We start from the raw sequence: 22,131 nt of genomic DNA, 5'->3' as shown, positions 1-22,131 counted from the left end.
GGACAGAAAAAGCTTGAAGTAAGAATGGATAAGCTTGAAGAAGGACAGAAAAAGCTTGAAGTAAGAATGGATAAGCTTGAAGAAGGACAGAAAAAGCTTGAAGTAAGAATGGATAAGCTCGAAACTAGGATGGATAGCCTTGAGGGAAGAGTCGGAAATCTTGAAGAGGGTCAAAGAAGAATTATTCATAGATTAGATGGAGTAATTGAGCAGACTGTATTTCTTACAGAATTTAGAGAAGAAACCAATTCAAAGCTTGATAGGATTATTGAGGAAAACCAGGTGTTCAAGGAAATCCTTGGCAGGCATGAGGTTGATATAAGAATGATTCAAAAGAGAATAGTTTAAATGTTAACTCATCACTTTTGTGGTGGGTTTTTTATTGGTTGATGTGATAAAATAATACTGTTTGAGGTTTTCGGTAGATGCTTTGGGCAACCCAAAGGAGGAAATCTATATGATAAGAATAAAGAAGGCCATTAGATTTGCAGTGAAGGCACATGGGGACCAGATGAGAAAGGGGACGGATTTTCCTTACATCGAGCACCCTTTACACGTTGGAATTCTTCTGTCAAAGGCAGGTATGGGAGATGAAGTTGTAATTGCTGGAATACTCCACGACACACTTGAGGATACTGATACAACTGAGGATGAGCTTAGAAGTGAGTTTGGAGAGGAGATTCTGAAGCTGATAAAACTGGAATCGGAGCCAGACAGGACCTTGCCTTGGAATCAGAGGAAAAACCATACCGTTGAGCATCTCAGGAACGCTTCAAGGGATGTTAAGATGATCGCACTTTGTGACAAGCTTTCAAATATCATGGATATTGAGGCTGATTTGGTAGCCTATGGAGATGCTCTCTGGGAAAGGTTCAATGCAGGATATGAGGAGCAGAAGTGGTATTATATATCACTTGTTGACGCCTTGAGTGACCTGGGGGATATGGAGCTCTACCAGGAGTTTAATGACAAGGTTTCAAGTGTGTTTGAATAGCATTTCCATTTAGAATGGATAGATTATATTATTGGGGGAATGTGTGATGTTCAGAGAAATGAGAAGAAAGAAGCAGCTGCTTTCAGATGAGGATACTAGAGCAGTATTGAGTAGAGGTACAAATGGTGTGCTAGCTTGCCATGGGGATGAGGGTTATCCCTACGCTGTACCTGTGAGCTATGTATATTACAATGATAAGATATATTATCACTCAGCCAAATCTGGTCATAAGGTGGATTCCATAACAAAGAATCCCAAGGTTTCCTTTGCAGTAGTTGATGAGGATACCATCGTAAGTGAGGAGTACACTACATATTTTAGAAGTGTGATTGCATTTGGAAAGGCCAGGATTGTTGAGGGTGATGAGTGGTATGAAGGCTTTAAGGCCTTGGTGGACAAGTACTCCGGGAATCTGCCTGAGGAAGTAAACATAAAGGAAATCCAGGGCTGCAAGACATCACACATAATTGCCATTGATGTGGAGCATATAACTGGAAAGGAAGCAATTGAGTATGTAAGGGCGAAGAATACTAAATAGTAATTCTAAAAAGCGGGTATACCCGCTTTTTTATTTACTAAAAATACAAATTTCAGCAGCTGTTCTTGTCTTTAAATGTTGGCATAACGATATATTAAGGGTATCATACCATCAAGGAGGGATTATGGATGAACACACACAAGGAATTTATTGATGGAATAGATGAACCGGACAAAAGGGAACGGGTGAAGATGATACTTGACCATATTAAGGAGAAGTATCCGCAGCTCAAGGAGGAAATAAAGTGGAACCAGCCTATGTTCAGCGACCACGGGACATATATAATTGGTTTCAGCATCTCCAAGGGGCATATCTCCCTGTCCCCTGAGACAGCTGTTTTGGATATCTTTGATGAAGATATCAAGAAGTCGGGCTATGAGAGAACCAAGATGATCATGAAGATAAAGTGGAAGGAAAAAGTTGATTTTGAACTAATCGAAAGGATGATAGAATACAATATTGAAGATAAGAAGGAGATGACCAAGTTTTGGAGATAAGCGGACAAGTTGTCCGCTTTACTTATGCCCAGACATATGTCCTTAACTGGACTATGTTGTTAATCTCACCTGTTTCGGGTATTAAGGATAATAGGGATAAACATAAAATTGTTTAACATAGAAGGGTATAGGTGAGCTTAATGAAAAAGCTAATAGTGGTTCTAGCAGGTCTTGCTGTAATAGTATGGGGGATGTTCTTTTTTATGAACAGGCAGCCTCAGACTCCAGAGCCTGTTGATCAAATACCAATAGAGGAGCCTGATACAGGGGAGATTGAGTCACCGGTTCTTGCGGATGATTCAACACTTCCAATTCCACCACTTCTGGAAGATACAGATCCTTCACCTGACAGGGCTGAGTTCCGCATAATTGCGCAAAATGGCACCAAGGAATTTGTCCCTGGAGTTCAAACAGATACAATGGGATACAATGGCAATTACCTTGGACCTGTAATTAGAACAAGACGGGGAGAAGATGTAGCTATAAATATTGAGAACAGAATAAATGGTGAGATGACAACAATACATTGGCATGGACTTGAAGTTGGCGGTGAGGATGATGGAGGACCACATTCGGGCATTCAGCCAGGAGAAACATGGACTCCTGAGTTTACAATCGACCAGCCGGCAGCTACCCTTTGGTACCATCCTCATCCAGAATCCAATACGGGAAGACAGGTTTACAAGGGTCTGGCAGGTTTGTTTATTATTGATGATGAGGTGTCGGATTCACTTGATATACCAAAGGAGTACGGTATCAACGACATTCCACTTGTAATACAGGATAAGAGATTCCGTGAAGATGGAACCTTTGAATATATTCTGGGAGGGCCTGATATAATGTTTGGAATTCAAGGAAATGTCATTCTTGCAAATGGTGAAATTGAGCCATATCTAAACGTTGAAAAGGGACTTATGAGGTTTAGGATACTCAATGGTTCAAATGCGACCATTTTTGAGCTTGGGTTGGACAACGATCAGAGCTTCCATCAGATAGCATCAGATGGAGGATTTTTGGAAGAACCAGTGGAAATGAACAGACTTGTTCTCGGTCCTTCGGAAAGGGCTGAGATTCTGATAGACTTCTCTGACTACGAAGATGGAGAAATAGTTAGACTTGCCAACCAGGACTGGAGCATTATGGAGTTTGTGGTAGATGGCGGCAGAGAGAATGATTTATCAGTACCCGTTACCCTTGCTGAAATAGATAGGCTCGATCCACAGGATGCATCAAGGACAAGGGAATTTGTATTCCTAGGGATGGGACCAAATGTAAATATTAATGGAAAGCAGTTTGATATGGACAGGATAGATGAAGTGGTTAGCCTTGGTGATACTGAAATATGGGTGGTCTCCAATCAAAGCGGTATGGGAATGATGGGGGGAACTGTACATCCATTCCACGCCCACGGAACACAGTTTCAGATTCTTGACCTGAATGGCAATCCGCCAGCAGCCAATGAAACTGGCTGGAAGGACTCATTTGTAGTGTATCCGGGAGAGACCGTAAGAGCTATTGCCACATTCAAAAAAACAGGGGTATTTATGTATCACTGCCATATACTTGAGCACGAGGATGCAGGTATGATGGGTCAGTTTGTGGTTGAATGATAAAGGATATTAACAAGGAGTGAATCTGATGAACAAGGACGATGAAAAGATGCATGAACACGAGGATCATGACGAACACAAGGATCATGACGAACACAAGGATCATGACGAACAAAAGGATCATGAAGAACACAAAGATCATGATGATCACGATGACCATGGGGATCATGGAGGACATGACCATGGAGATATGGTAGAGGATTTCAAGAGACGTTTCTTAATTTCTTTGATCATAACCATTCCAATACTTGTATTATCTCCGATGATACAGGGTTTTATTGGAGTTGACTGGAGATTTTCAGGAGATATGTATATCCTCTTTGGATTATCCACTGTTGTGTTCTTCTATGGTGGCTGGCCTTTCATAACAGGAGCAAAGGATGAGCTGAAGGACAAGAGTCCTGGAATGATGACCCTGATTGCCTTAGCAATCACCATTGCATATGGTTACAGCAGTTTTGTTGTATTTGGATTGGATGGTAATCAGCTGTTCTGGGAGCTAGCTACGCTTGTTGATATCATGCTCCTTGGTCACTGGATTGAAATGAAGTCAGTAATGGGTGCATCAAATGCATTGGAGGAACTTGTAAAGCTGATGCCAAATGAAGCACATAGACTCGACGGAGATGGAAATGTCGAGGATGTACCAATTTCTGAACTGAAAAGTGAGGACAGCGTTCTTGTCAAGCCCGGTGAAAAGATACCAGTTGATGGTATAATTGTCGACGGAAAGTCTGCAGTTGATGAGTCAATGCTCACGGGAGAGTCTGTTCCAGTGGAGAAGAAAGAGGATGATGAAGTAATCGGTGGATCTGTCAACAAGGAAGGGTCCTTGACAGTCCAGGTTAAAAAGACAGGAGAGGATTCTTACCTTTCACAGGTTATCACAATGGTTAAGGAAGCCCAGGATTCAAGGTCAAAGACTCAGGATCTTACCAATCGTGCTGCAAAGTGGTTGTTCTATCTGGCATTATCTGCAGGTTTTATTACACTTTTTGTGTGGCTATCACTTGGATACGAGTTTGATATGGCACTTGAGAGAATGGTAACGGTTATGGTTATTACTTGTCCCCATGCATTGGGGCTTGCATCGCCTCTTGTTGTTGCTGTTTCAACAACACTTTCAGCAAAACAGGGTCTTCTTATCAGAAACCGAGCCAACTTTGAGAACGCGAGAAATCTTGATGCAGTTGTATTTGACAAGACGGGGACTCTTACTAAAGGTGAATTCGGAGTAACAGATATTGTTCCAGCTGAAGGATATGATGAAGACAAGGTTTTAAGGATAGCAGCAAGTCTCGAGCAAAACTCTGAGCATCCAATAGCAACCGGGATTGTCAATGAGGCCAAGGGAAGGGAAATCGACCTTGGTGAGATTCAGGAATTCCAGTCCCTAACTGGGAAGGGAATTGAGGGTAAGGTCGATGGAAAGAAGATAAATGTAGTAAGCATTGGATTTGTCCAAGACAAGGAACTTTCATATGACGAAGAACACTTCAATAAGATGAGTGAAGAGGGAAAGACTGTTGTGTTTGTACTTCTCCAGGATAAACTGATTGGGATGATTGGTGTTGCTGATATGGTAAGGGAAACTGCCAAGGAGGCCATTGCAGCCCTGAAGGAAATGGGAGTGCATTCAATTATGCTTACAGGTGACAATCAGAAGGTTGCTGACTGGGTTGCAGGCCAGCTTGGAATAGATGAAGTATATGCTGGAGTGCTTCCTGATGACAAGGCAAATCAGATAAAGAAAATCAAGGATAAGGGCTTGAAGGTTGCAATGACCGGAGATGGTGTTAACGATGCACCTGCCCTTGCAACAGCTGACCTTGGCATTGCCATCGGTGCGGGAACCGATGTGGCAATGGAAACTGCAGATGTGGTTCTTGTAAAAAGCAATCCAAACGATGTAGTAGCCTTGATGAATCTATCGAGAAAGACCTACAGAAAGATGATACAAAATCTTTGGTGGGCTACTGGATACAATATTATTGCAATACCTCTTGCAGCAGGTGTACTCGCACCATGGGGTATAGTTCTTAGTCCTGCAGTGGGTGCGGTATTGATGAGCATGAGTACTGTAATTGTTGCAATAAATGCCAAGATGTTAAAGGCATAAATGGCGGGGATCCGATTTGAAGATTAATATGAAGGAGGGATACTTGTGGATAAGAAGGTCTATTTGCCTTGGGAGTTTATTGGAGATTTTATGGTGGCTGCTTTTGAAGAAGTTGGGGTTCCAAGAGAGGATGCCTTGATTTGTGCTGATATCCTTATGGAAAGTGACATGAGGGGAATTGAAAGCCATGGGGTAAACAGGTTCAAGCCCATATATATTGACAGGATAAACCAGGGTATCCTCAATCCTGTAACAGAATTTGAAATTGTAAGGGAAACCCCAACCACTGCCGTAGTTGATGGACATAACGGCATGGGAATGGTTGTATCCTACAAGTCCATGAAGCTTGCAATTGAAAAGGCAAAAAAATATGGAATGGGAATGGTAGCTGTAAGAAACTCCACCCATTACGGTATAGCTGGATATTATGCCACAATGGCCACTGATGAGAATATGATTGGAATAACCGGTACCAATGCAAGACCTTCAATAGCTCCTACCTTTGGTGTTGAAAATATGCTGGGGACCAATCCTCTGACATTTGGCATGCCTACAGATGAGCGCTTCCCCTTTGTCCTAGACTGTGCCACAAGCATCACCCAAAGGGGAAAAATTGAATACTATGCAAGAATGGGCAAGGATACTCCTGCCGGTATGGTCATTGGAAGTGATGGATCAGCCATGACTGACAGTGAAAAAATACTACAGGATTTGCTTTCAGGCGAGGCTGCATTTGCTCCACTTGGAGGAATGGGTGAGGAGATGGGAGGCCATAAGGGTTATGGCTATGCCACTGTGGTGGAGATTCTTTCAGCTGCACTCCAGGCGGGAAGCTTTCTAAGGATGCTTTCCGGTATCGGTGAAAACAGTGAAAAGATACCATATCCTCTTGGACACTTCTTCCTTGCAATTGATACGGAGGCCTTTATGGGAGCGGACAGCTTTAAGCGTACAGCAGGCAATATACTTAGGGAATTGAGAAGCTCAAAGGTGTCCCCTGGTGAAGATAGAATCTACACAGCAGGTGAAAAAGAGTACCTGGTCAGTCAGAAAAGAAAGGATAAGGGAGTGCCTGTAAATGAAGGCGTGCAGAATGATTTGGTCACTGTAAGGGATAATTTGGGCTTGGACTTCCAGTTCCCGTTTGAACAGGATTCATAACACAAGGGTTTGGGTAGGTATAAGGCAACATCGAAAAGAGGTGATTCGGATGCCGACCATGAATGAAGGATATGTAAAGACAGTCAGAGGAAGCGTTGTGGAGGCTGTTTTTGAGAACAAGCTGCCTGAGATAAATAATAAAATTGTGGCAGGAGAAAACCATGAGATGATTTTTGAGGTCAGTTCCCATGTTGATTCAACCACTGTTAAGCTTATTGCCCTAACATTTACTGCAGGGCTTGCCAGAAAGGATCCCATATGGGATACGGGAAACCACTTGATGATTCCTGTGGGGAAACAAACACTGGGAAACCTGTATGATGTGTTTGGCAACAATCTGGTGGATTCAGAAAAAAAGGAAGATACCATTCTAAGGTCAATCCATCAGGACCCGGTATCATTTGCACAGAGGAGCTCATCAGATGAAATTTTCCTTACGGGAATAAAGGCCATTGATGTGCTGGCACCATTACCCAAGGGTGAAAAGGCAGGACTTTTTGGTGGTGCTGGAGTTGGAAAGTCGGTACTTATAACTGAACTTATCAACAACACAGCCAAAAAGAGCAAGGGATACAGCGTATTTTGTGGAATTGGTGAAAGATCAAGGGAGGCAGAGGAGCTGTACAGGGAAATGCGGGAAACTGGCGTAATTGAAAATGCAATCCTGATATTCGCCCAGATGAATGAACCCCCGGGAGCAAGATTTCGTGTCGGTCATGCTGCATTGACAATGTCAGAGTACTTAAGGGATGTTGAGAAAAAGGATGTTCTGCTGTTGATTGATAATATTTTCAGGTTTATCCAGGCCGGGTCTGAGGTTTCTGGTCTGATGGGGAAAATGCCTTCAAGGGTGGGTTACCAGCCAACACTTTCCAGTGAGCTTTCAGAGCTTCAGGAAAGGATTTCAAGCACCAAGACAAACTCAATAACCTCAATTCAGGCTGTATATGTACCTGCAGATGACTTTACGGACCCATCTGCAACCCACATATTTTCTCACCTGTCAGCTTCAATAATCCTGTCAAGGAAAAAGGCCAGTGAAGGCTTGTACCCTGCCATTGACCCTCTGAACACAACATCAAAGATGCTGAACAAGAGAATTGTAGGGGAAAGACATTATGAAATCGCTCAGGAAATAAAAAGGAATCTTGCAATCTATGACGAGCTGAAGGATGTAATTGCAATGCTTGGAATAGAGGAGCTTTCAAAGGAGAACAGGGATACGGTACTTCGTGCAAGGAAGCTGCAGAGATTCTTGACACAGCCGTTTTTTACCACTGAACAATTCACAGGAATGGAAGGAAGGTTTGTGGAACTTGAGGATTCTCTGGATGGATTTGAGAGGATACTCAATGATGAATTCGAGGATTATAGGGAGAGTGACCTGTATATGATAGGAAATGTGGATGAGGCCAATGAACGTAGAAATAATAATTCCTAACAAGACGATTGTTCAAAAGAAAATAGATAGCCTTACGGCACCTGGGACGGAGGGAAATTTTCAGATCCTTCCAAGACACATTGATTTTGTTTCTTCATTAAAGGCGGGCATACTCACCCTTTTAGTGGATGGATCGGAGGAATACTACGCAATCAACTATGGAATTCTTGTGAAGAAGAGCGACAGGGTTTTTGTGGTGTGTCAGCAGGTTATCAGGGGAGAATCCCTTGAAAAGCTTAATCAGGCAGTTGAGGAAAAGCTAAGTGTGCTAAGCGAAAAGGAAAAGGTCACAAATGAGATACTATCCAGAATGGAAATCGCCACACTGAAGAGAATCTCTGAAATGGAGTGATAGCTTTGGATAAAAAGAAACCTACCCCTGAAGAAGAGCTTACAAGCAAGATATCAGAGGATGTAAAGCACAGGATAAGGTCCAAAAAAGAAGGCAAAGAGATTATGTTTGGTATGGGCGTTTTCGGAATAATCGGTTGGTCCATAACCGTTCCAACCCTTATGGGAGTTGCTCTGGGAGTGTATCTGGACAAAAGATTTCAGGTCGATTTTTCCTGGACCCTTACCCTTATGTTTGCAGGGTTGATCATGGGGTGTTACAATGCATGGCGCTGGATTAACGATAAAAGCAATAGAAGGAAGTGAAATTATGGTAATTGCATTTATAACAGGTGTTTTGCTGGGATTTGTTTTCTTTGGAGGCTTGTACTTCAGTGTAAATCGCATCGCAGATATGAAGCATCCAGCAGTATTTATGCTGGCAAGTATGATTGTCAGGATGCTGATCGTATTGGTTGGATTATATCTTATCAGAGGAGACAGTTTATACAATATCCCCCTGGCATTGCTGGGGATAATATTGGCAAGGACTTATCTGACCTCGTGGGTGAAAAAGAAGGAAAGTTAGGTTATATGAAAGGAATAGGGGATAAAAAATGTCCATTGATCCTAGTAGCATAGTATATTTTGAATGGGGATTTGTCAGAATAACAGCGACCCTGGTGTTTACATGGGTAACAATGCTGTTGCTGACTGTGGGAGGATTGCTGTTGACGAGGAATCTGACAGATGAAAACGATATGTCAAAGAGTCAGTCAATCCTTGAAGCGACTCTTATAACAATGAAAAGTCAGATCAAAAGCGTAAGCCAGCAGGACCCTGGAAAGTATCTGCCATTTATCAGCACGCTTTTCATATTTATTATGACGGCTACGATTTTGTCAATTATACCGGGCTTCCATGCCCCAACAGGCTCTTTAAACACTACAATAGCTTTATCGCTTTACGTGTTCTTTGCAGTGCCCTTCTTTGGAATACAGAGCCTGGGAGTAAAAAACTACCTTAAAGAATATGCAAAGCCGTCAGTTGTAATGCTGCCATTCAATATTATCAGTGAGTTTTCAAGAATTGTATCACTGGCAGTCAGATTGTACGGTAATGTTATGAGTTCAAGCGTAATAGTGATTATTCTGTTGGGCGTTGTACCTTTTTTCTTTCCGGTGGTAATACAGTTGTTCGGGATACTGACTGGAGCTATTCAAGCATATATTTTTGCCATACTGGCAACAGTTTACATTGCTTCAGCAACAAGTGAAAATTAAGGAGGATGAGTTATGGATTCAATAACGGTTATAGGAATGACATCCATTGTAATGGCAGGACTTACAATTGCAATTGGATCAATTGCACCGGCCATCGGTGAAGGGAACGCGGTTGCTCAGGCATTAAGGTCGATTGCCCAGCAGCCTGATGAGGCGAATACAATCTCCAGGACGCTTTTTGTAGGACTCGCAATGATAGAGTCAACGGCTATTTACTGTTTTGTAATATCCATGATTCTACTTTTCGCCAATCCGTTCTGGAATGCGATTATGGGGTGATGTTATGCAAATAGAATGGTTTGAAATTTTAGCCCAGGTGTTCAACTTTTTTATCCTCCTGCTGATACTTAGGAAAATTTTCTACAAGCCTGTTAACCAGGTTATGGAAAACAGACAGGAAAAGATAGACAAGTTGATCAAGGAATCCGAAGAAAAGATGGAAACTGCTGAAAGCCTCATGAATGAATACCAGACGAAGCTGGCACAGCTGGAGTCTGAAGAAGAGGCAACAATCAGGGTGGCCAGAAAAAAGGCTGAAGATATAAAGGATGAACTTCTCGAAGAGTACAAAAATGAAGCCGAGAGAAGGAGAGAAGAGTTTTTGAAGGAAATTGAGGATGACAAAAACAAGTTGTCCAGGGATATACAGACCACCCTTGGACAAAATTCAGTAAAGATTGCCAGACGGATACTGTCCTATATAACTGATGAAGAGCTGGAAGAGGAATATTTTGAGTCCTTCCTGAATAAAATTGACAAGCTTGATGATGCAGCTTCAGATTTTGAGATTTCCTTCAAGGAGGAAAAATTTGAATTTGTAAGCGCTGATGAGATTTCAAAAGAAAAGAAAAACACACTTGAGTCAGCTTTAAAGGATAAGTTCAGGAATTTCAAGGATCTTCGATACACTGTGGATGAGGATCTCGTTATGGGATATGAATTGAGACTTGAATCCTATGTATTGAATAGCAGTCTGAAAAAATATCTGGAACAGACGGAGATTAACATTCTAAAGACCATTGAGGCAAAGAATTAGTAAAGGGGCAAATCACTATGATTAAAGAACAATTAACCAAATTCGGTGAATTTGTTGATATTGCTTTGGATGAAAACCTCGATAAGTATGAAGTGGAGGAGATGGGTGAAGTAGTCTCTTTGGATCGGGGAATTGCCATTGTCAGGGGACTGAGAAAGGTCAAGTACCAGGAATTGATACAATTTCCAAAGGGAACAAAAGGAATGGCCTTCAACCTGGACACCGACAACGTAGGGGTCATACTACTGGGAGATTATAATCACATAGGATCAGGTGATACCGTTAAGAGGACATACAGCGTAGCAGAGATACCAGTTGGACATGAGTTTATTGGAAGGGCGATAAACCCCTTGGGAGAGGCTTTGGATGATCTGGGAGCCATATCTGCAACCGAAAGGCTGCCAATAGAACGGGAGGCTCCTACCATACTGGACAGAGATCCAGTCGATAGCTCTCTGCAGACGGGACTAAAGGTCATCGACTCAATTGTACCCATTGGAAAAGGGCAACGTGAACTGATCGTTGGAGACAGACAGACCGGTAAGACGGCAATAGCAATTGATACCATTATCAATCAAAGGGACAAGGATGTTATTTGCATATATTGTGCAATCGGTCAGCAGGCATCTACAATTGCAAAGCTAATGGAATCCCTTAAGGAGAACCAGGCCATGAGCCATACAATTGTTATAGTTGCACAGGCCGATGATCCACCGGGTCTTGCATATATTGCACCCTATGCTGCAACTGCAATGGGAGAGTACTTTATGGAGAATGGCGAAGATGTTTTGATTGTCTATGATGATCTGACCAAGCATGCCAGGGCCTACAGGGAACTGTCACTCTTGTTGGAAAGACCACCGGGAAGAGAAGCATACCCTGGTGATATATTTTATATTCACTCCAGGCTCCTTGAACGCTCAACACATCTGAACAAGGACCTTGGAGATGGTAGTCTTACTGCCTTGCCCATTATCGAGACCCAGGCAGAGAATATTTCTGCATATATTCCCACCAATCTTATTTCAATCACAGATGGGCAGATTTTTGTATCATCAAAAATTTTCAACAAGGGGAATATCCCTGCACTGAATATAGGCGATTCATTATCTAGAGTGGGTGGAAAGACCCAGCTTCCTGTATACAGGAATATAACCAATGATTTGAAGCTTTCATTCTCGCAGTTTGAGGAGCTTGAGATTTTTGCAAGCTTTGGTACAAAACTCGACGATCAAACCAAGAAGATATTGGCAAGAGGTGAAAGGATAAGGGCGGTATTTAACCAGTCTCAGTTTTCTCCTGTGGATGTAGTTGAACAGATTGGTATATTCCTGGCGCTGACAGAAGGACTTTTTGATCAGGTGCCTCTTGAGAAAATCAAGGATGCAGAGACATTGGTTAAAGATGTAGTGGGGGAATTTGATGAATTCAGAGACCATATAAGGTCAACCCATAAGATAAGCGATGAAATAAAGTCGGAGTTTAAGGCGAAAGTGTCCGAGAGGATAGAAGAGGAGTTGATCAGTGATGCAAACTCTACAGAATCTTCGGAGGAGCATTGATTCAGCAGAAAGTCTGAAATCCATTGTCAAGACAATGAAAGCTCATGCGTCCATGAATATTAACCAGTTCCAGAATGCAGCAGAAGCTTCTGGGAATTACCGTCAAATCCTGGATATGGCAATTTATATAGTGTTGTCACAAGAGGAGGAAGGGCCTGTTGAGAATATTAAGTCTAAGGAGGGATCAACTCTTCATATAGTTTTTGGATCTGACCATGGACTGGCTGGCCGATTTAATGAAAATATTACAGATTACACCAAATCCAAGGTGGAATCAAACAGTAGGAATATTGTAATTGCTGTAGGACAGCAGATTTATAAACGACTTGAAGCTGAATATGACATATACGGCTTATTACCTGTGCCTCAGACCAACGATGGTATAACATCAGTTGTTCAGAAGCTGCTTGTTGAAATAGAGGATCTGAGAAACAAGGAAAATATCAGCAGCATAATACTGCATTACTGCAAGCCTGAAGCCCATGCTAGCTATACTGAGCAAAGCAGTGTGCTTTTTCCTGTTGACTTTAGAAAATTTGGAAGTGAGGAAATGGAGTGGGAATCCAGAAGCCTTCCAACATATGAAATGGATAGGGAATTATTGATTTCAGATATCATAAGACAGTATTTTTTCGTTACATTATTCAGAAGCTTTTGCTATTCTCTTGTTTCTGAGAACATAAGCAGGATAGAGTCAATGACTTCAGCGGAGAAAAACATCGATGAAAAGCTTGAACAACTAAATTTTTCATACAGCACTCAAAGACAAAATGGAATTACCGAAGAGCTAAATGATGTAGTTTCAGGCTACAAGGCCATAAGAAGATCCCAATGAAGCAGTTGATGCACCAAATCATTCCATTGGAAAACAAGTCCATAAAGCTTGCAATTAAAAAGGCAAAATAACCACAGACTGGAAATAATCGGCTTGTGGTTTTTTTATGACAGTAAGGCTATTAATGCCTGAGATATGTGGGTATATATCCAAAAATAGCACTAGCTATTGTGAGAGGGGGAGATGAAGTGAGAGGTAATATAGAATCATATATTAATTTATTGAGTATGAGAGATTCCGGAGTGAAATTAAAATTCGAGGATGTATCAGATGATCAAATTGTAAGCTTCTGCATTTATGAGGACCTGATTGATTCTGAGATAGCTTATCTCTATAATACCACTGAGGATGCTGTAAGAAAGAGAAGATACCAGGTATATCTGAATCGATTACACCTTTTGCAGGAGAAGGTTCTCCAGGATTATTTCGTTGTAATGTCAACTGATGAAAAAGAGAAGGATTTAAGCATGATCAAGTCTGAGAATGTAAGGGAGTTGATCAATCAGATTCACGGATTGCCAAATTCCGAGCTTGATGAGCTACTTGACTACATAATCATAAACAACAAGAAGCTTTCATCCACCATTGTCAGGCCTGCCAACAAGTAAAGGTTGTTGAATGGATGAGTTTAAAGGTCACAAGATGTCAACTTGTGACCTTTTTTTTAGACAACTTTGGGTATTAACTAAACTAAGATGCCTTCAAGGGATTATGCATATGGAAATGAGGTGTAGTATGGATAAGAAGATGATTTTTAAAGACAAGAGTACCTTTGCCATGGTGGGATTTCTTTTAATGTTCTGGATTGTAATTGATGGGAAGATTTCAGTTGAATCCTTGATAATCGGCACTGTAGCCAGCCTTGGCATAGTGTATCTAAACCGTGATTTAGTAGTTTCGGATAATGAAAGTCAGCTTTTCTCGATTTCATTTTATTGGAATTACGCAACTCTGATAGCAGTGTTGATAATGGAGATATTTAAGGCTAATATCCAGGTTGCAAGAATAGTATTAAGCCCCAAAATGAATATTTCACCGTGTTTTGTAAAGGTTCCAGTAAGACCTAAAAAGGATTTCAACAAGGTATTGTACGGCAATATCATAACTTTGACACCTGGAACATTTACAGTCGATATTGATGAGAGCAACTATGTGATCCATTCTTTGACAGAGGATGCAAAGGAAGCACTCTTCGACAGCCCTCTTGAGGAACATGTAATGAGATTAGAGGTGAAGGGAAAATGAGTATGCAGATTTTTACCGGAATTACAATCTTTCTTTCATTATTGGCATTTGTATGTCTGTATCGAGCATATATTGGTCCGACGGCAGCTGACCGGGTGGTATCCATTAACGTAATCACCACAAAGGTGACTGTTCTGATAGCATTTATTGCGATTATTACAGATCAGGATGCCTTTGTTGATGTGGCACTGATCTATGCAATGATGGGATTTATCGCTACAATTGCCGTGTCAAAGTATATTGAAAAAGAAAAGCTTTACTAGGAGGTGATGGAGATGGCAAAAGAAATGATAATACTTGTTTTGATTCTGGGCAGCGGTTTTTTCTTTATGGTAGGTACAGTCGGACTTATTCGTTTGCCTGATGTGTTCAGCAGAATGCATGCCACCACTAAAAGCGACACCCTGGGTGCAGGCTTGGCGTTGCTGGCATTGATAATCTACAGGGGCTTTGAGCCTGTAAGCTTTAAGCTGTTCCTGATTCTGATTTTCATATATGCAACAAACCCGGTATCATCCCATATTATTGCCAAAGCAGCCTATGATAAGGAAAAAAGGACTGGGGAGGTGAGTGGTAATGGAAATACTTAATGTCGTCTTAATCGTATTTCTGATCATTTCAGCCATAGCAGTACAGAGGACAAAGGACCTGCTTAGCGCTGTTGTCATCTTTACATCCTATAGTTTGATGATGGCTCTGCTTTGGCTTCTACTAAGGGCTCCGGATGTAGCAATGACAGAAGCTGCCATTGGAGCTGGGGTTACCACAAGTCTCTTTATAGTGGTAATTAGTCGGACGAGGAGGATGGAGAAATGAAATGGGAAAAAGTATTCACAATCATACTTCTTGGGGCCCTGCTGTTTGTCTTGGTTGCAAGCATTGGAGAGCTTCCGCCAATGGGTGCTGCCGACAGCCCCTCATACAATGATACAGCTTATTATTACGTTGAGGAAGGGACAACTGACACCGGGAGCACAAATCTTATCGCAGCCATCATAACTGATTACCGGGCTTTTGATACTCTTGGCGAAGCAACTGTTCTTTTTACAGGGATTGTGGGTGTTGCAGCGCTTTTAGGCCTTGCCCATCCCAAGCCAAGAAAGGGAGGAGAGGAGGAGCACGATGGATGATCTATTTGTACGAGTGATTACCAAAATGATTCTACCCTTTATTCAATTATATGGTCTCTATGTGATCATCCATGGTCATCTTTCGCCGGGAGGAGCTTTTTCCGGAGGAGCAATCTATGCGTCCAGCCTGGTTCTCTATACATTGGCATTCGGTCTTGAAAAGGGTCAGAAGCGTCTTTCCCACGATACCTCAGCCAGGTTTGAAAGCGGAGGAATCCTACTTTTCATAGCATTTGGTCTTGCAGGGATTTTCATGGGACAAAGTTTTCTGACCAATAAGGCGGCAGGATTTCCCATGGGAGAGCTTGGAAAGGTTATGAGTGCAGGCTTGATTCCATTTGTTACATTTGTCCTGGGACTTAAGGTCATGAGTACAGTGGTAACCTTGTTCCATACAATGCTGGAGGAAGAATGATGATGTCTGATCTGAATTTCTTAATAGACAATATAAATTATATCGGTGCGATGATCTTGTTTGTGGTGGGTTTATATACAGTACTGACACACCCCAATCTTATAAAGAAAATCATTGGGATAAATATAATGGAAACCTCTATTTTTCTGTTTTTTGTATCCATCGGCTATGTACAGGGTGCAAGAGCTCCTCTTGTTGACCCTGGAAGCGGGGAGCAGTTATTTGTAAATCCCTTGCCTTCAGCAATGATTTTGACGGGTATTGTTGTTGCGGTAAGCGTGACGGCATTTGCCTTGAGTCTGGTGATTAAGATACACGAGGCCTACGGGACAATTGAGCTGGATGAAATAATCCAAATGAGGAGTGTGGAGACAGATGACTAGCCTTCATTTTCCAGTATATATCCTTATGCTTTTGCTTGGAAGTGCAGTGATTATTCCCCTTCTCAAGAAGCCACTTGGCAGAAGATTCGAGTTTGGAATTCTGGGAGTACTTGGCATTTCAATAATTTTTGCAATCTTGGAGCTTGATAATGTTCTCAGGGAGTCATCCTACAGCTACATATTCGGATCCTACAGTCGGGGAATCGGAATTGAGTTCATTGTCGATGAGTTTTCTGCCCTGATGACTCTGGTTGTACTTGTACTAGCGATTCTCATAGTGTTGTACTCCTTCAGGGACCTTGAGCATGAAATTCATTCATCCCGAATTAAAGGCTATTATACTTTGGTTTTTTTGATGCTCTTTTCCTTGATAGGTATGATTTTCACCAACGATATCTTTAATCTCTATGTGTTTGTAGAATTGCTGTCCCTTACATCTGTTGCAATAATTGCAATCAAGAACACCAAGGATTCGCTGTATGCAAGCATGAAATACCTTATAATGGGGACAATTGGTTCAGTGACCGTCTTGATGGGATCAGCCTTGATCTACATGGTGACGGGACATCTTAACATGACCCTGATCAATGCTGAAATCAGCCAGGTATGGGAGCAGTACCCAATAAACATACTTCTTGCCATGGGCTTCATTCTGACGGGATTTGGAATCAAGGCTGCCATGTTTCCACTTCACAACTGGTTGCCGGATGCACATTCCAGTGCACCCACTCCATCAAGCGCCCTCTTGTCGGGACTTGTTGTAAAGGGGTATGTCTTCTCCATGGCGAAGCTTATCTACCGGGTGGTGGGAAAGGATATTTCAGCAGACATTGGCATTACAAGATTTATTATAATTTTCGCGGTTATGGGTATGATAATGGGTTCAGTATTCGCTTTAAGCCAGCGGGATATAAAAAGGCGTCTGGCCTATTCAAGTGTGGCTCAGATTGGATATATTTTTCTGGGGCTTGCTCTTGCCACGGAGCTTGGAATCTCGTCTGCTCTGTTTCATGTCATATCACACGCATTTATGAAAACGGCACTATTTTTAAGTGCCGGCTCAATAATTTTTCTGACTGGAATCCGGGATGTCAGGAAGCTTGATGGAATTGCCTACGAAATGCCTATAACCATGATAGTATTTGCCATCGGAGCCATAGGGATGATCGGGATTCCAGGGACCAGCGGCTTTATGAGCAAATGGTATCTTGGTCTTGCGGTTCTGGATGCAGGCTATCCTGAGCTGTTGATTGTGATTCTATTGAGCAGCTTTTTAAACGCCCTTTACTATATGCCAATAATAATCTCAGCTTTTATTGCAGAGCACCCGGATAGGTCATATGCGCCGGAGGGAACCTGCAGTCCATTGCCTATGAGAATATCAATGGCTATTGTGGCGGCAGGCAGTCTTTTAATTGGTTTTTTCCCAAATATTGTTATGGATATAATCAAACTCGCAGTACCGACATTTGTCGGTCTCTAAATACCATCAAGGAAAGGGAGGGTGAATATGAATCTGACAAAAAGCATAATAGAGCTGTGGCTGCCGATGGTCATTATTGGCTTAAGCGCACTTGAGATTTTCATAATTCCTTTCTTTGGAGAAACAAGATGCGGAGCGAGGCGATTTACAGTAAGGTCTGTGATTTTGATTTCAACAGCGTTTATGGTACTTGCCTATCCACAGGTCATGCAGGCGCCCATGGAATATAGGATTGCAAATATTTTTGGCAATGGGATAATCTTCAGAATTGACATGTACTCATTACTGTTTATGATTTTTTCAGGATTAATGTTCTTTACAGTCAGCCTCTATACATCCCAGGATATCAAGGGATGCGGCCGGGAAAAAAGCTTCTACCTGTTCTTTATGGTGACATATATCGCAACCATAGGTACTGCAATGGCAGGGGACCTTCTGAGCTTCTTCATGTTTTTTGAAATCATGACTTTCTCAAGCTATGTTTTACTGGTGCACCAACAGGGACGAGATGTTATCGTTGCAGGAAGCACCTACATTTACTATGGGATCTTCGGTGGACTACTGATTCTTGCAGGAATTCTTATTCTATCATCATATACACAAAGCTACGAATGGATTACACTGGGCGAAAAATTCGGCGAGCTGGGAGTGGCCAAATACATTGCCGCAGCTTTCTTTATCATGGGCTTTGGAATCAAGGCCGGAATGGTACCCTTGCATCACTGGGTACCCGTGGTATATCCCAAATCCCATATGTCGGTAAATGCATTGTCTTCAGGTATACTTATGAAGGTGGGGGGCTATGGAATCCTTCGCTTGTTTGTTTCAATAATATCATCAACTGAGGGTCAAACCCAGGCCATTACCGAGACAGTCATAATAACACTGAGGGATATCGGAGCTCTTGTTATATGGATTGGGCTGCTGACGATGATAGTCGGTGTGATAGCTGCCCTTGAACAGGAGAAGATTGTAAGTATGCTTGCCTACCACAGTGTCAGCCAGATGGGCTATGTCATAATGGGTATTGGTGTTGCCGCTTATTTGGGATTTGATGGGTCCATGGGTTTTTCCGGAGCCCTGTATCATATGATTAATCACGGAATATTCAAGGCGCTCCTTTTTATGGTGGCAGGTGCCGTGTATTTCAGGACCAGGGAACAGAATATGTACAAGCTGGGCGGCTTGTACAGAAAGATGCCTTTTGCAGCAGCGGTAGGACTGATTGCTGCCTTTGGAATTACGGGAATGCCATTGTTCAACGGCTTTGCCAGTAAAAGCATTTTGCACCACGCAATAATAGAAGCCTATGAGTACGGAGATCCGATCTTTGTTTACGGGGAATACATGTTTAACATTGTCAGTGCAGGTACGGCTGCTTCATTCATAAAATTGTACTCCAAGGTCTTTCTGGGTCATTTGCCAGTAAAGTATGAAACATTAAGGGAACGCTATAATCTGGGGTCCGCTGCAATGGGACTATTGGCCGTATTTGTTGTGGCGATTGGATTGTTTCCCAATCTTCTCATGGATCACTTTATAATTCCGGCTGCCCGCAGCTTGAGCTTTGATGGATATTTTATCGACAAATACCTGGTGGATATGAACTTCTTCAACTATAAGGATTTGAGCACAATGCTCCAGGTCTATGCAGGTGGAATCCTGATTTATGTAGTGGGAATGAAGTTTAATCTATTTCATTTTCATTTGCCGAAACAGATGGACTTCGAGAGCGATTTCTATACCCCCATTTATGAATGGTCAGGAAAGAAAATTGAAAAAGGGCTTCATAAAATGGAAATGTTTATTGGAAATTCCGATGTTTTTATTTATAGTGTCATGCTCTTGCTATTGATGGTTCTTTTGCTTAACTTCCTGTAATGATAAAAGCCTGCGTCGATTGTATCCGACGCAGGCTTTTAAGCTTCATTTCAACTAATCTCTTTAATTTTCACTTTTGGAAAACTGCTTCTTTAGCAAATCCTTATCAACTGATCTAAGGTGCAGATCTTGTTGCGGATATGGTATTTCAATATTGTTTTCTTTAAATATACGGAAGATCTTGAAATTTATATTTGTCTTTACCTTGATAAGATCCCTTGGGTCTGACACCCATACAAATATTTCAAAATCAAGGGATGAGTCTCCGAACCCGACAAAATGGATATAGGGTTTTGGCTCGAGAAGAACAGCCGGGTTTTCCTTTGCCTCGTCATAAGCTACCTGAAGCAGCAACTCCTTTACCTTGTCTGGGTCTGAATCGTAGGAGACGCCCACCGGTGCAACAAGTCTCATAAATGGCGATCCGAATGAACGGTTAATAACATGCTCCTCAAGGAAGTAGGAGTTGGGAACAATGATATGCTCGTTGTTGACAGAGCGGATAATCGTTGCACGCATATTGATTTGCTCGACATCACCGATTATATCCTCCACAATAACCCGGTCTCCAATTTTTATTGGTCTTTCAAATAAAAGGATTATACCTGAGATAAAGTTTGATGTTATGTTCTGCAATCCAAATCCGACACCAACACCAAGAACTCCAGCAAATACAGTAAGTGCACTGAGCTGGATACCCACTACAGAAGCAGTCATAAATATTGCGATTATCATAATTACATAGTGGAAGAGTCTGTTGAAGGTAAACTGGATGCCTCTATCAAGCTGATATCTACTGTATACACCGGGCAAAAATTGCTTTGTAAAAACCTTTGAGATATGGAAGGCCATTGTGATTATAAGGAATGATACAATCAAGAGGTTAAGATTAATTCCAACCGAACCAAATGAAATAAATGGATAGAACAGCCATGTTGAGTTCTGATAGTAGCTTAGGAAAAAGATTAGAAATGCATAGAGAATAATCCAGTTTCCAAGCTGGGAGTATGTCTCATTTTTTCTCAAATACTTATTTATCAAGGGTCTTGTAAAAAACAGTGCTAATATTACAATAGCAGGTATCAGTAAATGGTCCCTTAGAATTATATAGATGGAATCAAGCATATAATGTCTCCTTTTTTGTTAGGTTATGTGTTCATTATTAAATTATTATTCTGTTGACTTATCTTCTTGAATATTTCTTTCATAGGGTGAGTGGACCCATAAAAGCTTTGCAGTTTTTGTACCAATGTTTTTCCAGCTATGCTTGGTTGAGGACTTAAAATAAATTGAGTCGCCTTCCTTTAATTTATGGTTTTCCTTTTCATCCAAGGTTATTCTTACTGTACCGGACAGTACATGAATAAACTCTTCGCCATTGTGTTTATGGGTATGGCTCGATCCAGAATCAGGTTCAATGTAGAACATCATTGGAAACAAAACTCTCTCCTTTTGAGCGATCAGTGATTCCATCATTACACCGGCAAGACCGGTTTGAATTTTCTCGCCTTTTCCCTTTTCAACCACTACTTTAGCTTCTTCCTCAGGTTCGAAGAAATGCAAAATACTCTTGTCGTAATAAATTGCAAGCTTATCCAGGATTTCATAGGAAACATTTGCATGACCATTTTCGATTTTGCTTAAGTATGATACTGAGATTCCAACATCATTGGCAACCTCTTCAAGAGTTTTATTGGTTTCTATCCTGTAGTCTCTCCACTTTTTCCCAAGCAGTTTTCTGCTGGGGGATGCTGTTGGTGTATTAATCTCAGCATCCTGCATAATGGGTGGTGAAGACATTCTAGGCATCATTATATCTTTTATTGCCTGTGCATTCATCTTGTAATTCTTCGAATAATAGTTTATTTGCTTAAGTGCCTCAATATCTTTGAGACTATATATCCTATAGGAGTTGCTGCTTCTTTTAGCTACAAACAAGCCCTGCTTCTCCCAGTTTCTGATTGTGGCAGCTGATACTTCCAAAACATTTGCAACTTCAGTAATACTGAAGTATATGTTGTTGTTATCTTCTATATGAGTCATAATGCCCCTCCGATATATATTATTCTTAATACTTATTATATTATTACATTTTTACCATTTTAACATACAATCAATCTCCATAACAAATAAAAAGTTGGAATCTTAAAAAAATAAATTATACCAACACTAAAAAAGCGTTGACAAG

28 protein-coding genes are annotated in these 22,131 nt (G+C 41.5%); 26 read left to right on the top strand and 2 right to left on the bottom strand.

Annotated features, from left to right (window positions below; all coding sequences use genetic code 11):
- From ACOEN1_RS02100 to ACOEN1_RS01975, 26 genes are all read left to right on the top strand, one after another.
- Window positions 1-348 (top strand): hypothetical protein (locus ACOEN1_RS02100; protein ID WP_422484759.1); only part of this gene is annotated, 348 nt, incomplete at its 5' end.
- Window positions 349-457: 109 nt separating this feature from the next.
- Window positions 458-994 carry an HD domain-containing protein gene (locus ACOEN1_RS02095; protein ID WP_422484758.1) on the top strand — a complete coding sequence of 179 codons (537 nt, stop codon included), beginning with the start codon at window positions 458-460 and terminating at the stop codon, window positions 992-994.
- 46 nt (window positions 995-1,040) lie between these two features.
- Complete coding sequence (locus ACOEN1_RS02090) at window positions 1,041-1,532, top strand: pyridoxamine 5'-phosphate oxidase family protein (protein WP_422484757.1); 492 nt, start codon at window positions 1,041-1,043, stop codon at window positions 1,530-1,532.
- 128 nt (window positions 1,533-1,660) lie between these two features.
- Window positions 1,661-2,029: an iron chaperone gene (locus ACOEN1_RS02085; RefSeq protein ID WP_422484756.1), complete on the top strand. Its 369-nt coding sequence runs from the start codon at window positions 1,661-1,663 to the stop codon at window positions 2,027-2,029.
- Between the two features lie 140 nt (window positions 2,030-2,169).
- Window positions 2,170-3,639: a multicopper oxidase family protein gene (locus tag ACOEN1_RS02080; protein ID WP_422484755.1), complete on the top strand. Its 1,470-nt coding sequence runs from the start codon at window positions 2,170-2,172 to the stop codon at window positions 3,637-3,639.
- Window positions 3,640-3,667: 28 nt separating this feature from the next.
- Window positions 3,668-5,758, top strand: a complete 2,091-nt coding sequence (locus ACOEN1_RS02075) for a heavy metal translocating P-type ATPase (RefSeq protein WP_422484754.1) — start codon at window positions 3,668-3,670, stop codon at window positions 5,756-5,758.
- A 45-nt stretch (window positions 5,759-5,803) separates the two neighbouring features.
- A complete protein-coding gene (locus ACOEN1_RS02070; protein ID WP_422484753.1) occupies window positions 5,804-6,919 on the top strand; it encodes an Ldh family oxidoreductase in 1,116 nt (371 codons plus the stop codon).
- Between the two features lie 49 nt (window positions 6,920-6,968).
- Entirely contained in the window at window positions 6,969-8,360 is a 1,392-nt protein-coding gene (gene atpD / locus ACOEN1_RS02065; protein ID WP_422484752.1) for a F0F1 ATP synthase subunit beta, read from the top strand.
- Complete coding sequence (locus ACOEN1_RS02060; RefSeq protein WP_422484751.1) at window positions 8,335-8,712, top strand: hypothetical protein; 378 nt, start codon at window positions 8,335-8,337, stop codon at window positions 8,710-8,712. The genes atpD and ACOEN1_RS02060 overlap by 26 nt, the downstream gene beginning before the upstream one ends.
- Before the next feature lie 5 nt (window positions 8,713-8,717).
- Window positions 8,718-9,017: an AtpZ/AtpI family protein gene (locus ACOEN1_RS02055; protein WP_422484750.1), complete on the top strand. Its 300-nt coding sequence runs from the start codon at window positions 8,718-8,720 to the stop codon at window positions 9,015-9,017.
- Window positions 8,974-9,279 (top strand): ATP synthase subunit I, encoded by a 306-nt coding sequence (locus ACOEN1_RS02050; protein ID WP_422484749.1) that lies wholly within the window; start codon window positions 8,974-8,976, stop codon window positions 9,277-9,279. The genes ACOEN1_RS02055 and ACOEN1_RS02050 overlap by 44 nt, the downstream gene beginning before the upstream one ends.
- Before the next feature lie 28 nt (window positions 9,280-9,307).
- On the top strand, window positions 9,308-9,973 hold the full coding sequence (locus tag ACOEN1_RS02045) for a F0F1 ATP synthase subunit A (protein ID WP_422484748.1): 666 nt from the start codon (window positions 9,308-9,310) through the stop codon (window positions 9,971-9,973).
- Window positions 9,974-9,985: 12 nt separating this feature from the next.
- Window positions 9,986-10,252 carry a F0F1 ATP synthase subunit C gene (locus ACOEN1_RS02040; protein ID WP_409227147.1) on the top strand — a complete coding sequence of 89 codons (267 nt, stop codon included), beginning with the start codon at window positions 9,986-9,988 and terminating at the stop codon, window positions 10,250-10,252.
- A 4-nt stretch (window positions 10,253-10,256) separates the two neighbouring features.
- Complete coding sequence (locus ACOEN1_RS02035) at window positions 10,257-11,009, top strand: F0F1 ATP synthase subunit delta (protein ID WP_422484747.1); 753 nt, start codon at window positions 10,257-10,259, stop codon at window positions 11,007-11,009.
- Window positions 11,010-11,026: 17 nt separating this feature from the next.
- Window positions 11,027-12,571, top strand: a complete 1,545-nt coding sequence (locus ACOEN1_RS02030; protein ID WP_422484746.1) for a F0F1 ATP synthase subunit alpha — start codon at window positions 11,027-11,029, stop codon at window positions 12,569-12,571.
- Window positions 12,537-13,406 carry a FoF1 ATP synthase subunit gamma gene (locus ACOEN1_RS02025; RefSeq protein WP_422484825.1) on the top strand — a complete coding sequence of 290 codons (870 nt, stop codon included), beginning with the start codon at window positions 12,537-12,539 and terminating at the stop codon, window positions 13,404-13,406. Before ACOEN1_RS02030 ends, ACOEN1_RS02025 begins: the two co-directional genes overlap by 35 nt.
- Before the next feature lie 188 nt (window positions 13,407-13,594).
- Entirely contained in the window at window positions 13,595-14,014 is a 420-nt protein-coding gene (locus tag ACOEN1_RS02020; RefSeq protein WP_422484745.1) for a hypothetical protein, read from the top strand.
- A 127-nt stretch (window positions 14,015-14,141) separates the two neighbouring features.
- A complete protein-coding gene (locus tag ACOEN1_RS02015) occupies window positions 14,142-14,651 on the top strand; it encodes a Na+/H+ antiporter subunit E (protein WP_422484744.1) in 510 nt (169 codons plus the stop codon).
- Window positions 14,648-14,914 (top strand): monovalent cation/H+ antiporter complex subunit F, encoded by a 267-nt coding sequence (locus tag ACOEN1_RS02010; RefSeq protein ID WP_422484743.1) that lies wholly within the window; start codon window positions 14,648-14,650, stop codon window positions 14,912-14,914. The genes ACOEN1_RS02015 and ACOEN1_RS02010 overlap by 4 nt, the downstream gene beginning before the upstream one ends.
- 12 nt (window positions 14,915-14,926) lie before the next feature.
- Entirely contained in the window at window positions 14,927-15,241 is a 315-nt protein-coding gene (gene mnhG, locus ACOEN1_RS02005; RefSeq protein ID WP_422484742.1) for a monovalent cation/H(+) antiporter subunit G, read from the top strand.
- A complete protein-coding gene (locus tag ACOEN1_RS02000; RefSeq protein WP_422484741.1) occupies window positions 15,228-15,467 on the top strand; it encodes a Na(+)/H(+) antiporter subunit B in 240 nt (79 codons plus the stop codon). The genes mnhG and ACOEN1_RS02000 overlap by 14 nt, the downstream gene beginning before the upstream one ends.
- On the top strand, window positions 15,464-15,781 hold the full coding sequence (gene mbhE, locus ACOEN1_RS01995; protein ID WP_422484740.1) for a hydrogen gas-evolving membrane-bound hydrogenase subunit E: 318 nt from the start codon (window positions 15,464-15,466) through the stop codon (window positions 15,779-15,781). The genes ACOEN1_RS02000 and mbhE overlap by 4 nt, the downstream gene beginning before the upstream one ends.
- The gene (locus tag ACOEN1_RS01990) at window positions 15,774-16,196 is read left to right on the top strand and encodes an MnhB domain-containing protein (protein WP_422484739.1); all 423 of its coding nucleotides are present in this window, start codon (window positions 15,774-15,776) and stop codon (window positions 16,194-16,196) included. The genes mbhE and ACOEN1_RS01990 overlap by 8 nt, the downstream gene beginning before the upstream one ends.
- A complete protein-coding gene (locus tag ACOEN1_RS01985; RefSeq protein ID WP_422484738.1) occupies window positions 16,196-16,579 on the top strand; it encodes a cation:proton antiporter subunit C in 384 nt (127 codons plus the stop codon). Before ACOEN1_RS01990 ends, ACOEN1_RS01985 begins: the two co-directional genes overlap by 1 nt.
- A 25-nt stretch (window positions 16,580-16,604) precedes the next feature.
- Window positions 16,605-18,062 (top strand): complex I subunit 5 family protein, encoded by a 1,458-nt coding sequence (locus ACOEN1_RS01980; protein ID WP_422484737.1) that lies wholly within the window; start codon window positions 16,605-16,607, stop codon window positions 18,060-18,062.
- Window positions 18,063-18,089: 27 nt separating this feature from the next.
- A complete protein-coding gene (locus ACOEN1_RS01975) occupies window positions 18,090-19,943 on the top strand; it encodes a complex I subunit 5 family protein (protein WP_422484736.1) in 1,854 nt (617 codons plus the stop codon).
- A 63-nt stretch (window positions 19,944-20,006) separates the two neighbouring features.
- Here ACOEN1_RS01975 and ACOEN1_RS01970 read toward each other — a convergent pair whose 3' ends face one another.
- On the bottom strand, window positions 20,007-21,068 hold the full coding sequence (locus ACOEN1_RS01970; protein ID WP_422484735.1) for a mechanosensitive ion channel family protein: 1,062 nt from the start codon (window positions 21,066-21,068) through the stop codon (window positions 20,007-20,009).
- Between the two features lie 45 nt (window positions 21,069-21,113).
- Entirely contained in the window at window positions 21,114-21,986 is an 873-nt protein-coding gene (locus ACOEN1_RS01965) for a cupin domain-containing protein (protein ID WP_422484734.1), read from the bottom strand.
- Window positions 21,987-22,131: the final 145 nt, after the last annotated feature.

Origin of the sequence: Gudongella sp. DL1XJH-153 (assembly GCF_049310905.1) — a bacterium.
Classification (GTDB): Bacteria; Bacillota; Clostridia; order Tissierellales; family Tissierellaceae; genus Gudongella.
Note: the sequence above shows the minus strand (reverse complement) of the source record. Positions and strands in the feature narration are given on the sequence as shown.

Coding starts and splice junctions, on each gene's coding strand:
- ACOEN1_RS02095 (WP_422484758.1), top strand. CDS start 458: ATGATAAGAATAAAGAAGGCCATTAGATTTGCAGTGAAGGCACATGGG.
- ACOEN1_RS02090 (WP_422484757.1), top strand. CDS start 1,041: ATGTTCAGAGAAATGAGAAGAAAGAAGCAGCTGCTTTCAGATGAGGAT.
- ACOEN1_RS02085 (WP_422484756.1), top strand. CDS start 1,661: ATGAACACACACAAGGAATTTATTGATGGAATAGATGAACCGGACAAA.
- ACOEN1_RS02080 (WP_422484755.1), top strand. CDS start 2,170: ATGAAAAAGCTAATAGTGGTTCTAGCAGGTCTTGCTGTAATAGTATGG.
- ACOEN1_RS02075 (WP_422484754.1), top strand. CDS start 3,668: ATGAACAAGGACGATGAAAAGATGCATGAACACGAGGATCATGACGAA.
- atpD (WP_422484752.1), top strand. CDS start 6,969: ATGCCGACCATGAATGAAGGATATGTAAAGACAGTCAGAGGAAGCGTT.
- ACOEN1_RS02060 (WP_422484751.1), top strand. CDS start 8,335: ATGAACGTAGAAATAATAATTCCTAACAAGACGATTGTTCAAAAGAAA.
- ACOEN1_RS02050 (WP_422484749.1), top strand. CDS start 8,974: ATGCATGGCGCTGGATTAACGATAAAAGCAATAGAAGGAAGTGAAATT.
- ACOEN1_RS02045 (WP_422484748.1), top strand. CDS start 9,308: ATGTCCATTGATCCTAGTAGCATAGTATATTTTGAATGGGGATTTGTC.
- ACOEN1_RS02040 (WP_409227147.1), top strand. CDS start 9,986: ATGGATTCAATAACGGTTATAGGAATGACATCCATTGTAATGGCAGGA.
- ACOEN1_RS02035 (WP_422484747.1), top strand. CDS start 10,257: ATGCAAATAGAATGGTTTGAAATTTTAGCCCAGGTGTTCAACTTTTTT.
- ACOEN1_RS02030 (WP_422484746.1), top strand. CDS start 11,027: ATGATTAAAGAACAATTAACCAAATTCGGTGAATTTGTTGATATTGCT.
- ACOEN1_RS02025 (WP_422484825.1), top strand. CDS start 12,537: ATGCAAACTCTACAGAATCTTCGGAGGAGCATTGATTCAGCAGAAAGT.
- ACOEN1_RS02015 (WP_422484744.1), top strand. CDS start 14,142: ATGGATAAGAAGATGATTTTTAAAGACAAGAGTACCTTTGCCATGGTG.
- ACOEN1_RS02010 (WP_422484743.1), top strand. CDS start 14,648: ATGAGTATGCAGATTTTTACCGGAATTACAATCTTTCTTTCATTATTG.
- mnhG (WP_422484742.1), top strand. CDS start 14,927: ATGGCAAAAGAAATGATAATACTTGTTTTGATTCTGGGCAGCGGTTTT.
- ACOEN1_RS02000 (WP_422484741.1), top strand. CDS start 15,228: ATGGAAATACTTAATGTCGTCTTAATCGTATTTCTGATCATTTCAGCC.
- mbhE (WP_422484740.1), top strand. CDS start 15,464: ATGAAATGGGAAAAAGTATTCACAATCATACTTCTTGGGGCCCTGCTG.
- ACOEN1_RS01990 (WP_422484739.1), top strand. CDS start 15,774: ATGGATGATCTATTTGTACGAGTGATTACCAAAATGATTCTACCCTTT.
- ACOEN1_RS01985 (WP_422484738.1), top strand. CDS start 16,196: ATGATGTCTGATCTGAATTTCTTAATAGACAATATAAATTATATCGGT.
- ACOEN1_RS01980 (WP_422484737.1), top strand. CDS start 16,605: ATGCTTTTGCTTGGAAGTGCAGTGATTATTCCCCTTCTCAAGAAGCCA.
- ACOEN1_RS01975 (WP_422484736.1), top strand. CDS start 18,090: ATGAATCTGACAAAAAGCATAATAGAGCTGTGGCTGCCGATGGTCATT.
- ACOEN1_RS01970 (WP_422484735.1), bottom strand. CDS start 21,068: ATGCTTGATTCCATCTATATAATTCTAAGGGACCATTTACTGATACCT.
- ACOEN1_RS01965 (WP_422484734.1), bottom strand. CDS start 21,986: ATGACTCATATAGAAGATAACAACAACATATACTTCAGTATTACTGAA.